Source organism: Pseudomonas sp. FP198, assembly GCF_030687895.1.
Taxonomy (GTDB): Bacteria; Pseudomonadota; Gammaproteobacteria; order Pseudomonadales; family Pseudomonadaceae; genus Aquipseudomonas.
In genome coordinates this window covers 4,557,957-4,571,542 of record NZ_CP117452.1, presented here as the reverse complement: position 1 = coordinate 4,571,542, position 13,586 = coordinate 4,557,957, and the positions used below count along the sequence as shown (strand labels likewise).

General features: G+C 62.0%; 13 protein-coding genes. 4 read left to right on the top strand and 9 right to left on the bottom strand.

The window, feature by feature from the left end; translation table 11 throughout:
* Positions 1 to 128 precede the first annotated feature (128 nt).
* Genes PSH78_RS20860 through PSH78_RS20845 form a run of 4 tightly spaced genes read right to left on the bottom strand, consistent with a single transcriptional unit; the run spans position 129 to position 4,528 of the window.
* Entirely contained in the window at positions 129 to 1,292 is a 1,164-nt protein-coding gene (locus PSH78_RS20860) for a DUF4350 domain-containing protein (RefSeq protein WP_305496450.1), read from the bottom strand.
* Positions 1,289 to 2,845: a DUF4129 domain-containing protein gene (locus PSH78_RS20855; protein ID WP_305496449.1), complete on the bottom strand. Its 1,557-nt coding sequence runs from the start codon at positions 2,843 to 2,845 to the stop codon at positions 1,289 to 1,291. Before PSH78_RS20855 ends, PSH78_RS20860 begins: the two co-directional genes overlap by 4 nt.
* Complete coding sequence (locus tag PSH78_RS20850; RefSeq protein WP_305496448.1) at positions 2,832 to 3,806, bottom strand: stage II sporulation protein M; 975 nt, start codon at positions 3,804 to 3,806, stop codon at positions 2,832 to 2,834. The genes PSH78_RS20855 and PSH78_RS20850 overlap by 14 nt, the downstream gene beginning before the upstream one ends.
* Positions 3,803 to 4,528, bottom strand: a complete 726-nt coding sequence (locus tag PSH78_RS20845; RefSeq protein ID WP_305496447.1) for an RDD family protein — start codon at positions 4,526 to 4,528, stop codon at positions 3,803 to 3,805. Before PSH78_RS20845 ends, PSH78_RS20850 begins: the two co-directional genes overlap by 4 nt.
* A 232-nt stretch (positions 4,529 to 4,760) precedes the next feature.
* On the opposite strand from PSH78_RS20845, the gene sbcB reads away from it, so the two are divergent.
* Complete coding sequence (sbcB, locus tag PSH78_RS20840) at positions 4,761 to 6,188, top strand: exodeoxyribonuclease I (RefSeq protein ID WP_305496446.1); 1,428 nt, start codon at positions 4,761 to 4,763, stop codon at positions 6,186 to 6,188.
* 108 nt (positions 6,189 to 6,296) lie between these two features.
* Here the strand turns inward: sbcB and mvaT are convergent, their stop codons facing one another.
* On the bottom strand, positions 6,297 to 6,674 hold the full coding sequence (mvaT, locus tag PSH78_RS20835) for a histone-like nucleoid-structuring protein MvaT (RefSeq protein ID WP_305496444.1): 378 nt from the start codon (positions 6,672 to 6,674) through the stop codon (positions 6,297 to 6,299).
* Between the two features lie 299 nt (positions 6,675 to 6,973).
* Between mvaT and purU the strand changes: the two genes are divergently transcribed.
* Positions 6,974 to 7,822 carry a formyltetrahydrofolate deformylase gene (gene purU, locus PSH78_RS20830; RefSeq protein WP_305496443.1) on the top strand — a complete coding sequence of 283 codons (849 nt, stop codon included), beginning with the start codon at positions 6,974 to 6,976 and terminating at the stop codon, positions 7,820 to 7,822.
* Positions 7,823 to 7,957: 135 nt separating this feature from the next.
* Positions 7,958 to 8,137, top strand: a complete 180-nt coding sequence (locus PSH78_RS20825; protein WP_305496441.1) for a hypothetical protein — start codon at positions 7,958 to 7,960, stop codon at positions 8,135 to 8,137.
* Positions 8,138 to 8,141: 4 nt separating this feature from the next.
* On the opposite strand, the gene PSH78_RS20820 is transcribed toward PSH78_RS20825, so the two are convergent.
* From PSH78_RS20820 to PSH78_RS20810, 3 genes are read right to left on the bottom strand one after another with little or no spacing between them, the layout of a single operon-like run.
* Positions 8,142 to 9,137: a lysylphosphatidylglycerol synthase transmembrane domain-containing protein gene (locus PSH78_RS20820; protein ID WP_305496440.1), complete on the bottom strand. Its 996-nt coding sequence runs from the start codon at positions 9,135 to 9,137 to the stop codon at positions 8,142 to 8,144.
* Complete coding sequence (locus PSH78_RS20815; RefSeq protein ID WP_370870991.1) at positions 9,134 to 9,907, bottom strand: DUF2334 domain-containing protein; 774 nt, start codon at positions 9,905 to 9,907, stop codon at positions 9,134 to 9,136. Before PSH78_RS20815 ends, PSH78_RS20820 begins: the two co-directional genes overlap by 4 nt.
* Positions 9,908 to 9,917: 10 nt before the next feature.
* Positions 9,918 to 11,039, bottom strand: a complete 1,122-nt coding sequence (locus tag PSH78_RS20810; RefSeq protein WP_305496435.1) for a glycosyltransferase family 1 protein — start codon at positions 11,037 to 11,039, stop codon at positions 9,918 to 9,920.
* Between the two features lie 283 nt (positions 11,040 to 11,322).
* Here PSH78_RS20810 and PSH78_RS20805 point away from each other — a divergent pair, with 283 nt between their 5' ends.
* Positions 11,323 to 12,810: a helicase HerA-like domain-containing protein gene (locus tag PSH78_RS20805; RefSeq protein WP_305496433.1), complete on the top strand. Its 1,488-nt coding sequence runs from the start codon at positions 11,323 to 11,325 to the stop codon at positions 12,808 to 12,810.
* A gap of 142 nt (positions 12,811 to 12,952) precedes the next feature.
* Here the strand turns inward: PSH78_RS20805 and PSH78_RS20800 are convergent, their stop codons facing one another.
* Positions 12,953 to 13,408 (bottom strand): DUF721 domain-containing protein, encoded by a 456-nt coding sequence (locus PSH78_RS20800; RefSeq protein ID WP_053124648.1) that lies wholly within the window; start codon positions 13,406 to 13,408, stop codon positions 12,953 to 12,955.
* Positions 13,409 to 13,586: the final 178 nt, after the last annotated feature.

Genomic DNA, 13,586 nt, shown 5'->3' with positions numbered 1-13,586 from the left:
TGTTTGTTTGGCAATCTCTGCGGAAATTCCTGCGGAAAGTAAAATGGCGATAATGCCCGCAGTTGCTATGTTTGGTGACAAGGTACGATAGGTTATATAGAGCTTTTTTGCGGTTTTTTTTTCGGAATCTATAAGGCATTCCTGAGAGTTTGCAAAAGGGCAACCTGGCGGCAGAACTCAGTGCTGGACATGCGCTGCGCCGGCCGGGGGCTGAGGGCCTGGCTGATGGTTCGCGTGGGTTGGCGGGTCAGGCGTGCAAGCACTTGCCATTGTTCGGCGACGACCAGCCGTTCGAAACCAGGATGAAGCTGGCGCGCCCGGCGCAACACGTCATGCTGTAACCCCTGCAACAGGTGTTGCCGACCGTGGTGGCGCAGCTGGAACGCGGCGCTGGCCTGCAGGTGTTCCAGCAACTGCCGTCGCGCCTTGGGCGCGGGTTGTTGCAACGGGCCATGCCGCACCGCCGAGCGCCAGAACCACAGCCCGATCAGGACCAGCAGCGCCACCAGGGCCTGGGGGAAATAGCGCAGCAGCAGGGTCAGCAGGTTGTCGTGCTCGATGTCGAACAGCAGCGTGACATTTGTGTCGGCATTCAGGTACCAGAGCAGCCAGGCGTTGTCGTATTGGTCGATCTGGTCGTTCTTCCACAGCTCGGCGTCAGTCAGCACAGTGATGGTGCCCAGACCGTGGTTCAGTTGCATCATGTGGGTTGCCTGTGCGCTGTTGGCCCAGGCCTGGGCGAGGTTCTGCGGGTCTTCGAGATGGAAGTCGGTGTCGAAGCCGACATAGGCCGGCGCTTCTTCATCTTCCAGATAAAGCTTGGTCAGTTCGGGGTAGCGATCCGTGATGAGTTCGGCGTCGGATTCCTCGAGGTCCTTGCTGAGGAGTTGGCGCAGACCCACGCGGTCCAGCAACAGATCGCCGCTGCTGCTGGTGCTGTCATCCCACAAGGCCTCGGCGACGAACAGCAGCCGTCCGCCGGCCCGGGTCCAGTTCATCAACTGGTCGGCCTCCCGTGGCGTCATGTCGCTCCGCTCGCCCAGCAACAACAGGCTGCGCTGGTGGGGTTCGAGGCCGGGCAGGACGTCCAGGCTGTTGGCGTGTTCGACGTCTACCCCATGCCGACGCAGGTAATGTTCCGCCGCCAGGTAGGGATTGGCCTGGGCTTCGGGGGATGGGCCGTGATCAATGGTTTCCTGGTAGGGCACGGCTTTCGTGGACAAGTAGAGGCCCACTGCACAGATCAACGCCGCAACCAGCGCCGCGACCAGCCACCCGGCGCGGCGGCTCATCGGGAAACTCCCGGACCGAACAGGCCGCGCCAGCCATCGCACAGTTCCCGTTGCAGATCGGGCGCTGGTGGACGGTGCCCGTAGGCGATGTTTTGCCAGTGCTGGGTCAGGTTTTTGCTGAAGGCCAGCAGGTCCGGCTGCTGGAGCCGTTCGACGCGTTGCAACACCTGGCCTTCCGTGTCCGCGGGTTTCAGGGGGATGGCGAATTCATGGTGCAACCGGCTGAGCAAGGCTCGATACAGCAAACCCAACGCCTCGCGAGGCGCGGTGGACCATAACTGCTCGGCGCGGCTCGCCACATCCTCCGGAAGGCTCTCTTCGCGAATATCCAGGCCGAACATCTGCACCGGCGCAGGGGGTTTCGAATGCATGCGCTGTGCTGGCCTACGGTTCGCCAGGGTCTTGAGACTATGGCGGTAATGCCAGGCCAGCCAGGCGATGGCCGTCAACAATGCCGCCCAGAGCAGCACCTGGATCAGCGCGGCAACGCCCTCGAAGCGTTTTTTTGACAGCCATTCGAACAGCGACTTGAGCCAGCCCGGTGCTCCATCGGTTTCAGCTGGCTCGGCTGCTTCGGCTGGTTTTTCGGCTTCTTCGCCGAAACGATAGCGGGTGATCGTTTCCGGATTCTTGAATGGCGGCGCTTCGAGAATCGCTTCAATGCTCTCCCGAGAGGCCTCGCTGGTCAGCGGCTGGTTGAGCAAGCGCGGGCTGTCGGGGTCGTTGTTATCCTCGGCAGCCCAGGCAGGTGGCGCCAACGGCAGCAGCGTCATTGCCAGCAGCAACAGCGCCGGGGCCATGCCGGCGAGGCGCTGGCGCAAGCGCCGGAATACCAGTTCGATGTCCCAGGCCTCGAGAATCGTGCGGCGGTTCAGATAGAGGCTGAAGCCACAGGCGACGTATACCGGTTCCCAGAAGATCAGCAGCAGTGGATACAGGAAGTTGACCAGGTGTTCGAGCCACAGCCAGTCGTGCTCGGCCACGGCGATCAGGGTCTGCCAGTCCCATTCCAGCTCGACCTGTTGCGGTATGAACAGATAGAAAAGCGCCATCAGGCCGAACCACAGCGCGGTTTCCAGATGCACGCCGATGATGGTCAGCCACTGCGCCGCGCCGCCGTTGCGCTGCAGCAGGACGCGCAAGCGTTGCTCGCGCGCCTCGCCGGCCAGGCCTTCGAGTTGCACCACCGGCATCAGGAAGCTGCGGTTCAGGCTCAGCCGTCGCCAGGTCAGGCTGGCCAGCAATTGCGGCTTGAGCAGCGCGGGCCATTGGCGCAACGCCTGTTTCAGCGTAGGCGGCTCGCCAAACAGGGCCTTGGACAAAATGAACAGGGGCAGGCGGTCGAAGGCCGGTTTCAGCCACCAGAACATGATGACTACCAGCGACGGCGAGTCCCACAGCAACAGGGTCAGCAGCGCATACACCGGCAGCGTGACGATGGCCCAACTGGTCATCAGCAGCCGTCGATGCTGCTGGCTCATCAGCACGCCGAGGTCCATGGCTTCCCAGGTGGTGCGGGGGCGGATGACAACGCTGGCGTCACTCAGGCGCATGGTGGCCTCGTCCGGCAAACAGCAGATACCCGAGCACCAGCAGCCACAACAAGGCGCCGACGATGTATTTGGTGGTGGGTGTCACCGCGCTGGAGGACCAGTAGGCCTCTACGAACGCGGCGATGAGCAGCAATAGCACCACGCCGCCGATAATCAGCACGCTCTTGCCGGCGGCGAGCCGTAACGCTTCGCCCCGGGTCAGGCGCCCCGGTGCGATCAGTGCCCAACCGAGCAACAGGCCCGCCGCGCCGGCCAGGACGATGGCGGTGAGTTCGAAGGCGCCGTGGCCGATCACGAATGACCAGAACGTTGATCCCGAACCGATCTGGGTCAGGTGCCCGGCCACCGCGCCAATGGTCAGGCCGTTGAAAAACAGGAAGAACGCGCTGCCCAGGCCAAACAGCAAGCCGCTGGCGAACGTCTGAAAGGCAATACCGATGTTGTGCATGATGTAGTAGCCGAACATGACCCAGTCTTCGCTGGCGGCCCGCTCGATCGAGCGCCCCAGGTGGCCGGCGGAAGGGTCGTACATGCCGCGTATCTGGCTGGCTTCTTCGACGCTCAGCACGCTGTAGACCAGTTCGGGGAACAGGTAGACCAGCAGCCCGATGCCGACCAGGCTACCAAGGAACATCAAGGCCGCCGCCAGCACGAATCGCCATTGCTCACGAACCAGTCGGGGGAAACCGGCCAGGATGAAGGTCGACAGGTTGGCCGAGAGCCGGCCGCGATCCCGGTAGAGTTGCTGGTGACCACGCAGGGCCAGTTGCTGCAACGCGTCTATTAAAAGGCTGCTGTAGCCCCTGGCCTGGGCCAGCGTCAGGTGGTGGCAGAGGCGTCGATAGGCATTGGGGAAGTCGCTGCTTTGCGCGACGTTGCGGCTGCGCTCCAATTGGTCGAGCTGTTGGGACAGATGGTCCCATTCCTCTTGATGACGTTTTTCGAAAAGGCTTTGTTTCATGTCGGCCCCAGCAGGCCGCGGGCGATGCCATTGAGTTCGGCCACGGCGCCGGAAGGGTGCACCTTCAGCGGCGTGGCCAGGATCGTCGCCAGTTCGGTGACCCTGGCGCCGGACAGTTCTGCCTGGCGCTCGGCGAAGCCCAGCACGGCACGTTGCTCGCTGAGGCCGAGGACAAACGGCGCTCGTATCGGCCGGGCCGATGGCAGTACGGGGCGTTTGATCGCTTGTTCGCGATAAACCACCAGGGTCCCGGCCGCCAGGTCGCCCAGGCGCTTGAACGCTGGATGCTGCAGGCAGGTAATCGCCCCGAACGCATAGCCGAAGGGCAGCATGTCGACGAAGCGCAGCAGGTTGCGGATCAGCGAGGCCGACCAGTCGACAGGCCGGCCGTCATCCTGCACCACGCGCAAACCCATGATCTGCTTGCCGGGGGAACGCCCCTGGTTCAGCACCTCGAACAGCACCATGTACCACCAGCTGATGACAAACAGCAGGATCGAGCCCAGGCCGACGCCCAGTTCGCCAAAAAACGCCAGGATCAGGAACAGCAGGCCCAGGGCCAGCCCCCGTATGCCGAGGTCGATGGCAAAGGCCAGTGCGCGAGGCATCAACCCCGCCGGGCGCAGCGGCAGGTCGATGCCCTCGGGCGTCTCGACCTGGTAACGCGTGTCCAGTGGCGCGGGCAGCGGCGCGTTCCTTTGCAATGCTGGTGTCTCGAGCATGGGCAACCTGTGAGGGGGCGGTTCGAACGTTCGATCTCGGCCCAGATGCTAGCAGTCTTCGCGCAGGCGCACGATACAACTCTGTGGGTCATTTCACGCTTCATGTAAACAACAGGGATCTTGCGGGAGGGCGCAGGCTTGCGCCTCCCTGGTATGCAAAAGTTACAGCAGCGCTGGCCGCCGGCCGGTTGCAGCGCCTAGACTTCGCCAGTCCTCAGCACAGGAACCACCCGTGACCTCCATTTTCTGGTACGACTACGAAACCACCGGCATCAATCCGCGTTGTGACCGCCCCTTGCAGGTGGCCGGGATACGTACCGATTTCGAACTCAATGAAATCGATGAACCGGTGAACCTGTACTGCCGGCCCAGCGATGACATCCTGCCCCATCCGGCCGCATGCGCGATCACCGGGATCACACCGGCATGCCTGGCGGAAAAAGGCTTGAGCGAGGCCGATTTCATGACCCGCGTCCACGCACAACTGGCCGCGCCCGGGACCTGTGGCGCTGGCTACAACACGCTGCGCTTCGATGACGAGATGACCCGCTACAGCCTTTACCGGAATTTCTTCGACCCGTACGCACGGGAATGGCAGGGCGGCAACAGTCGCTGGGACCTGATTGACCTGGTGCGGGCCGCCTATGCGTTGCGCCCCGATGGGATTGTCTGGCCGCAGGAGGAGGGGCGCGTCACCCTCAAGCTCGAACGCCTGACCGCCGCCAATGGCATCGACCATGGCCAGGCCCATGATGCGCTGTCGGATGTGCGTGCGACGATTGCCCTGGCCCGGTTGATCCGTCAGAAACAGCCCCGGCTTTACGACTGGCTGTTCCAGTTGCGCACTAAACAGAAAGTGATGGACCAGGTCCGCCTGCTACAGCCCATGGTGCACATCTCCGGGCGCTTCTCGGCGGCGCGAAACTACATCGGCGTGGTCCTGCCGCTGGCCTGGCATCCGAAGAACCGCAACGCCCTGATCGTCTGCGACCTGCATCTGGATCCTCAAGGGCTGCTGGACCATGACGCCGAAATCCTGCGCCAACGCTTGTATACCCGCCGTGAAGAGTTGCTGGAAGGAGAATTGCCCGTACCCCTCAAGCTTATTCATATCAACAAGTGCCCGGTGGTCGCGCCGCTGTCAGTCCTGCGCGACGAGGACCAGCAACGCCTGCAACTGGACATGGAGGGTTATCGGCGGCGGGCGCTGCGGCTAAGTGACGCACAGCAAGTCTGGCAGGATAAACTCCAGGCGATTTATGGTCGCGAGGATTTCACTGCGAGCGAGGACCCCGAACAACAGTTGTACGCCGGATTCATGGGTGATCGTGATCGGCGTTTGTGCGAACAAGTGCGCCAGGCGGATCCCGACCAGTTGGCGGGGGAACGTTGGCATTTCGATGATGAGCGCCTGCCGGAATTATTATTCCGATACCGGGCCCGTAACTTCCCCGACACCTTGAGCAGCGAAGAGCAGGCACGCTGGAAACTATTTTGCCAGCAGCGACTGAAATCACCGGAGTGGGGTGCGCCTAATACCCTGGAAAGTTTTGATGAGGCGATGACGCAGTGGCTGGCGCTTTCCAGCCCAATGCAGCAAGAGGTGCTGACTCAATGGCAGGGCTATAGCCAGCAATTGCGCAAACGTTTAAGCCTTTGAGTCGCCGCGCTGCCATGTAAGGAAATAAATCAGAAGTGGACAGGCAAAAAAAACGCCAGCAATCGCTGGCGTTTTTTCTGCGTCGAGAACGCTTCGAACCGCCGGAGCTTAGCCCAGCAGGGTCGCCCAGCCTTCAACCACGTCGCCGCCCCACTTGGCTTTCCACTCTTTCAGAGTCTTGTGGTTGCCACCTTTGGTTTCGATGACTTCACCGTTATGCGGGTTCTTGTATTGCTTAACTTTGCGAGCGCGCTTGGTGCCGGTAGTTTTCACAGCGCCACGCGGGGCTTTGCTCGACTTGGATTCTGGATCCAACAAGGCAATGATATCGCGCAGGGATTTGGAGTATTCACCCATCAGCGTGCGCAGTTTGCCTTCGAATTCCAGTTCTTTTTGCAGTTTGTCGTCTTTGGACAGGTCGGCCAAACGTTGTTGCAGTTCTTCAATGGCTTGTTTTGTAGCGTTGTATTCGGTGATCAGGGACATGGGGACTACCTTATGTAGGACGCTGGTGACAAGGAGACAGTGGGCTAATAGTAATCAGACAGTTTCATCAAGTAAACATTTAAGCCGTGTTTATTTAATTAATAGTGCGCTGGCTCAGAGTGAGCGCGGCGAAATAAATAATGTGATGCAGTCTTCACATCTGTTCACAGATATAGCTTGCCACGCAGGCATTGGGCAGTCCCGGTCAGCCACTGCTGGGCGCGATGTGTGATGGATACTGCAGTTTTGCTGCGCAATGGCTAGAATGGCCGCCTTTGCGAAGTTCTGGAGTTCCCCTAATGCGCACTTTTCGGCTAGTGATCGCTTGCCCGGACCGCGTCGGTATCGTTGCTAAAGTCAGTAACTTTCTGGCGTCCCATAACGGCTGGATCACTGAAGCAAGCCACCATTCGGACAATCAGAGTGGCTGGTTTTTCATGCGTCACGAGATACGCGCCGACTCGCTGCCCTTCGGCATCGAAGCCTTCCGCGAGGCATTCGCCCCGATTGCCGAAGAGTTTTCGATGGACTGGCGTATCACCGATACCGCGCAGAAAAAGCGCGTAGTGCTGATGGCCAGTCGTGAGTCCCACTGCCTGGCTGATCTGTTGCACCGCTGGCACAGCGATGAGCTCGATTGCGACATCGCCTGTGTCATTTCCAACCATGACGACTTACGCAGCATGGTGGAATGGCACGGCATCCCGTATTACCACGTACCGGTCAACCCGCAGGACAAGCACCCGGCGTTCGCCGAGGTCTCGCGGCTGGTCAAGCAGCACGATGCCGAGGTGGTGGTACTGGCCCGCTACATGCAGATCCTGCCGCCGTCGCTGTGCAGCGAATACGCGCATAAAGTCATCAACATCCATCACAGTTTCCTGCCGTCGTTCGTCGGTGCCAAGCCTTACCACCAGGCCTCGATGCGCGGTGTGAAGCTGATCGGCGCCACGTGCCACTACGTGACCGAAGAGCTGGACGCCGGCCCGATCATCGAGCAGGACGTGGTCCGTGTCAGCCACAGCGACAGCATTGAAGACATGGTGCGCTTCGGCCGCGACGTGGAAAAAATGGTCCTGGCGCGCGGCTTGCGCTATCACTTGGAAGACCGCGTACTGGTGCACGGCAACAAGACCGTGGTCTTCTGATTTGTAGTCTTCTGATTTCCTGTGGCGAGGGAGCTTGCTCCCGCTGAGGCGCGAAGCGGCTCCAAGCTTGACGACTGCTGCGCAGCCGAGCGGGAGCAAGCTCCCTCGCCACGAATCTTGAGGAGCACTCAAACCATGACCGATCCCTTGGACAAAGCCACCGCCAGAGCGCCGGCAACCGTGGGCGAGGGTTGCCTGAGTCGCTACGATCCCGAAGCGCTGGGCCCGGAAGACGGCAGCGAATTTCCCGACGCCGCCCAGCTGTGGGAAGAAATGCACAAGCAGCCTCAGGACGACCCCGAGTCCAAGGGCTGACCTGTCAGGCCTGCCGCAGCTTCATCAGCTTCTTGATCAAAGGTCGCCCGACCATCATGAAGAACACCGGTCCTCCGGCCAGCAGATAGAAGTAATACGTCACCGCCCGCCAGATCAGGATCGCTGCCGCCGCGGTGGATTTGCCCACCATCGGTGCCAGCAACGCCGCCGAGGTCAACTCCGCCGCTCCGGCGCCGCCCGGCAACAGGCTGAACTGCCCGGCGCTGAGGGAGAGCATCTGGATCAGGAAACTCCAGGCCCATTGCAGATCCGCGCCGAGTCCTTTCAAGGCCAGGTACAGCACGCTGTAGCGCAGGCCCCAATGCAGGCAGGTCAGGACGAACACCTGGAACAGCGTCTGGCGTGGCAATTTCAGAGTGTCGGTAAATGCCGCGAGGAAATTCAGGATCTTGCGTCCCCAGCGTCGACGGGTCACCGGCTTCACGCGCAAATGCCGCAACAGCCGCGCGCCCAGGAGAATCAGCCGACGATGGTAGCGGGCCACCAGCGCGCAGCAGAAGAGCCCGCCGAACAGTGAAACCGCGCTCAGCGCCAGCATCCATTCCATGCGCTGGCTGAGATTCTGGAAGAGCGCGTAAAAGAGGATGCCCAACAAGGCGCAAAGAAAAAACAGCAGGTCGCTCAGCTGATCCATGGCGAACACCGCGCTGCCATGGGCGGGGCGCACGCCGTTGCGCGCGAGCAGCGCCATCAGCGTCAGCGGCCCGCCACTGCCGCCGGGCGTCGCGCACATCGCGAACTCGGTGGACATCACCACGCCAATGCTTTTCAACCCGCCTATGCGCCCACGGTGTTCACCGAGCAGCAAGCGCAGGCGCACCGAGTTGAGGCCCCAGCAGAGTACGATCATGCCGAGCATGACCAGTAGCAAAGACAGCGGAAAGCGCTGCAGCCGCGACCACATTTCCCCGCCGCCCACGAGCATCGGGACCAATACCGCAATCAACAGGGCGGCGCCTAACCAGACCAGCCGTTTCATGCGGCACTGCTGACTGGCTGGCGCAGTGACGCCAGCCAGTCGATCTTGGTCATCGGTACGCGCCCGTCTTCAAGCAGGCGCTCCAGGGTTCGCAGCCAGTAGTCGCGGGAAAATCCGTGGCGCATGTCTACCGGGTGCAGGCCCAGGCGAATGACCGGTGCCTGGCGCCAGCGCTGTTCACGCCGATCGCTGATGACTTTCGACAGGCCTCGACGCCAGGCGCTGCGGGCGCTCCAGACCAGTCCCGGGGCATCGATCGGGGTGAACTCCGGCAAGCGGTAGAGGTGCTGGGTGTCGCTGGTATAACTCAACGGCAACTGGCGCAAGGCCTGGCGTGTGCCTTCGCTCATCAGCCAGGCCGGCGCGACGAAGCCTTCCAGCGGCCACTGGTAGCGCTGAAAGATTTCGATGCCGGCGCGAAGGCGGGCGAGGGCCGCTTCCTCGGACAGACCGTAAAACTCCCCTTCATGGGTGTAGACCCGGCGCATGAACCAGTCCTTGGGATGGCGCGCCGGCGGACCGTCATCACAGTGGTAATAACCGTGCAGCACCAGTTCATCGCCGCGTTCGACCCGGCTGTCGAGCATGCGCCGGAAGCCGGGATGCTCGTCGAGCGCGTTGGCATGGTGGAAGTCCGGCACCACCAGCCAGGTCATCGGCACCTGGCCGAGGGCGTCGACGGCTTCGACGAAGGGCTGGTAGTCGGGCCAGGTTTGCGGTGCGACATCGTGCAGCACCAGCAGCAGGCTGGATTGAGCGGTCATCGACATGGGCCTCGACTCAACCATTGGCCAGCAGCGGCATTTCTGCGCCGAGCACGCTGTAATAGTGGCCCAACAAACTGTTGACCACCGAATCCCAGGCGTAATGACGTTCTACATGCCGGCGTGCCTTTGCGCCGCGTTGCTGACAGCCTTCGGCGAACAGTTGCCGAACGGCATTGGCCATCGCCTGTGGATTGTCGGGCGCGCACAGCAGGCCACAGTCCTCATGGACGATTTCATTGAAGGCGCCTGCCGCGACCGCTACCACCGGGATGCCGCTGGCCATCGCTTCGAGGATGACCAGGCCGAAGGTTTCCTGGTCGCCTGCGTGCAGCAGCGCGTCGGCGCTGGCCATCAGTCGGGCGACCTGCGGAGCCGGGCAGAATTCGTCGATCACCGTGACGTTGTCCGGCACCACGGCAGGCATCGAAGAGCCCACCAGCAGCAGGTGATAGCGTTCGCCCAGGCGTTTCATGCATTTGAGCAACACCGGCAGGTTTTTTTCCTTGGAGCCGCGACCGGCGAAAATCAGCAGGCGCGCATCCTCGGCGATGCCCAGTTCGGCCCGCAGTTCCGGGTCGCGAGCGGCGGGATTGAAGGTCTGCAGGTCTACCCCCAACGGCTGCACGTAGACATTTCTGACTCCAAGCCCGGTGAGTTTGTCGGCCATGACCTGGCTCGGCGCGAGCACCCGGTCGAAGTTGCCATACAGTTTGCTGACATAGGCTTCGATATTGGGCGTGAACCAGCTACCCATGCGGTTGCTTACCAGCAACGGCAGGTCGGAGTGATAAAAGCCGATCACGGGCACGTCCAGCTGTCGCCGGGCATCCAGGGCGGCCCAGGCGGTGAGGTAAGGGTCGCCGACCTCGATCAGGTCGGGCTGCAAGTCGCGCAGGACATTACGCCAAGGGGCCAGGCGCAGCGGGAAGCGGTAGCCCTTGCCAAAGGGCAGCGGAGGGGCGGGAACCTTGTAGATCCCATCCTGCTCGCTCAAATGCGCGCCGGGGATCAGCAGGCTGTGGCGAATACCCGGCCGATTGCCCAGGCGCCGGTGCTTGGCATCCAGATAAGTGCGTACACCTCCGCTGGCGGGGGCGTAGAACATGGTTATGTCCGCTATATGCACGATGAACATCCCTCCGGTCTGTGTTCTCCCCTTGTTGACCCTTGGTAAGAATAGATGTTCGGTTGGGGTTGGGTGCCGTAAAGGAATGCGTTGTCGGGCACTCTTCGCGAGCAGGCTCGCTCCCACAGGGTTCTGTCCTCAACATAGGCCCAAAGTGTGGGAGCGAGCCTGCTCGCGAAGGGACCAATGCTGGTTGCAGGCTATTATTCTGCCGCTCGGGCCTTATTGCACTGGGCATGCTTTTATATAAGCGCGCAAAATGGCGTCATACCGCAAACCCACAGGTGACCAAATGCCTGATTCATCGCAACTTGTTATCGGGGCCGACCTGGCCGGCCAACCTGTCGCCCAGGCCATGCGCCTGGCCAATCGTCATGGGCTGGTGGCGGGCGCCACCGGCACCGGCAAGACCGTCACCTTGCAGCGCCTGGCCGAGATGTTCAGCGATGCCGGCGTGGCGGTGTTCGCGGCGGACATCAAGGGTGACCTGTGCGGCCTCGGCGCCGCCGGCAATCCTCAAGGCAAGATCGCCGAGCGCATCGCCGGCATGCCCTGGCTCGGCCACAAGCCCCAGGCCTATCCAGTGACCTTGTGGGATATCCACGGCCAGTCCGGTCATCCGCTGCGCACGACGTTGAGTGAAATGGGCCCGTTGTTGCTCGGCAGCCTGCTGGAGCTGACGGACAGCCAGCAAGCGGCGTTGTACGCGGCGTTCAAGGTCGCCGACCGCGAGGGCCTGTTGCTGCTCGACCTCAAGGACCTGAAGGCGCTGCTCAATCACCTTAAGGACAACCCTGAATTGCTCGGGGACGACGCGGCCCTGATGACCACCGGTTCCAGCCAGGCCTTGATGCGCCGACTGTCGACCCTGGAGCAGCAGGGCGCGGATGCCTTGTTCGGCGAACCGGCGTTGCAGCTTGAAGACATCCTGCAACCGGCCAGTGACGGCCGTGGCCGCATTCATCTGCTGGACGCCAGTCGTCTGGTCCATGAAGCGCCGAAAGTCTACGCGACGTTCCTGCTGTGGCTGCTGGCCGAGCTGTTCGAGCAACTGCCCGAGCGCGGCGATGCGGACAAACCCTTGCTGGCGTTGTTTTTCGATGAGGCACATCTGTTGTTCGCCGGCACGCCCAAGGCATTGCAAGAGCGCCTGGAACAAGTGGTACGGCTGATCCGCTCCAAGGGCGTCGGGGTGTATTTCGTCACCCAGTCGCCGGGCGATCTGCCGGACGACGTGCTCGCGCAGCTGGGGTTGCGCATCCAGCATGGCCTGCGGGCGTTCACCGCCAAGGAGCAGAAATCCCTGCGGGCGGTGGCGGACGGTTTTCGACCGAATCCGCAATTCGATGCCCTGGCGGTGCTGACCGAGCTGGGCATCGGTGAAGCGCTGGTCGGCACCTTGCAGGAAAAAGGCACGCCGGAAATAGTCCAGCGTGTGCTGGTGGCGCCGCCGCAGTCGCGCATCGGGCCGTTGACCGCGGCTGAGCGTGCCGGGCTGATCGCCAGCTCACCGTTGCAGGGGCGTTATGACAAACCCATCGACCGCGAGTCGGCCTATGAAGTGCTGATGGGGCGCAAGGGGCTGGAGCCGCAGGCGGAAGCCGCGCCAGGCAAACCGGCGGCCGAGGAGCCGAGCTTCACCGAAAAGGCCGGGGAATTTCTCGGCACCGCGGCCGGCCAGGCGCTGAAATCGGCGATGCGCCAGGCGGCCAATCAGTTGGGCCGGCAGTTGGTGCGCGGGTTGATGGGATCATTGTTGGGGGGCAGCAAGCGGCGGTAGTCAATCGAGACCGAGTCGCTGCCATCGCGAGCAAGCTCGCTCCCACAGGAGATCTTTTGTGTGACCTCTGTTTTGTGCACTGCGTAGATTCACTGTGGGAGCGAGCCTGCTCGCGAAGGCTATTCAACAGGCGAAAAAAATCTCAATCCTTGGGCCGCGCATGCGCCGCCAATCGCTCCAGCGCTGCCCGCAGGTTGGGGTCGCTGATGCCATCGGCCGTGGCCTGGATGGTGGCGGCGGCGTCGGTGGACAGATCCAGCGTATGACCCTTGGCGCCGACTTGCACCGTGGGTGGCTGGACCTTGAACAGGATTCGCGTCAGATTGGCGAACTCCTCGAATGCCTGCAATTGGCGCAGCAGGCGCTTTTGCTGGTAGCGCAGGCGCGTGGCCCAATGACCATCGGTGACGATCAGCAACAAACTGCCTTCGCGCCAGGACGCTACGTGACAATGCTCGCGCGCAGCGGGCTGTAGCTGGCTGTCGAGCAGGCGTTGCAAGTGCCCCAGGCGTCTGGCGTGGCCGAAGATGGCTTTCAGCGGCTTGGCTTCGCGCAGCAGAACGGCGGGCGCCTTGGCTGGAAGAGGGCGAAAGGCCATGGTTGATTACCGCAAGTGACAAAGGCGCCATGGTAGCAGAAAGCGCCGGATACGCCCGAGCCCTGCCGCCCGGCGGCTTTTACTCGCATAATCAATGATTAACTTCTGCGTTTTGTGGGTTGAAGTTCACGCAAAAGCCCTTATTTTAGGGAGGCCCCGTCACAGCGCTGTGCCAGCA

What these genes read in the sequence shown, in the direction of transcription:
- PSH78_RS20810 (WP_305496435.1), bottom strand. Translation starts at nt 11,039, where the DNA reads ATGTTCATCGTGCATATAGCGGACATAACCATGTTCTACGCCCCCGCC.
- PSH78_RS20825 (WP_305496441.1), top strand. Translation starts at nt 7,958, where the DNA reads ATGACCGATCCCTTGGACAAAGCCACCGCCAGAGCGCCGGCAACCGTG.
- PSH78_RS20815 (WP_370870991.1), bottom strand. Translation starts at nt 9,907, where the DNA reads ATGTCGATGACCGCTCAATCCAGCCTGCTGCTGGTGCTGCACGATGTC.
- PSH78_RS20845 (WP_305496447.1), bottom strand. Translation starts at nt 4,528, where the DNA reads ATGCTCGAGACACCAGCATTGCAAAGGAACGCGCCGCTGCCCGCGCCA.
- PSH78_RS20850 (WP_305496448.1), bottom strand. Translation starts at nt 3,806, where the DNA reads ATGAAACAAAGCCTTTTCGAAAAACGTCATCAAGAGGAATGGGACCAT.
- PSH78_RS20800 (WP_053124648.1), bottom strand. Translation starts at nt 13,408, where the DNA reads ATGGCCTTTCGCCCTCTTCCAGCCAAGGCGCCCGCCGTTCTGCTGCGC.
- PSH78_RS20820 (WP_305496440.1), bottom strand. Translation starts at nt 9,137, where the DNA reads ATGAAACGGCTGGTCTGGTTAGGCGCCGCCCTGTTGATTGCGGTATTG.
- PSH78_RS20805 (WP_305496433.1), top strand. Translation starts at nt 11,323, where the DNA reads ATGCCTGATTCATCGCAACTTGTTATCGGGGCCGACCTGGCCGGCCAA.
- mvaT (WP_305496444.1), bottom strand. Translation starts at nt 6,674, where the DNA reads ATGTCCCTGATCACCGAATACAACGCTACAAAACAAGCCATTGAAGAA.
- purU (WP_305496443.1), top strand. Translation starts at nt 6,974, where the DNA reads ATGCGCACTTTTCGGCTAGTGATCGCTTGCCCGGACCGCGTCGGTATC.
- PSH78_RS20855 (WP_305496449.1), bottom strand. Translation starts at nt 2,845, where the DNA reads ATGCGCCTGAGTGACGCCAGCGTTGTCATCCGCCCCCGCACCACCTGG.
- PSH78_RS20860 (WP_305496450.1), bottom strand. Translation starts at nt 1,292, where the DNA reads ATGAGCCGCCGCGCCGGGTGGCTGGTCGCGGCGCTGGTTGCGGCGTTG.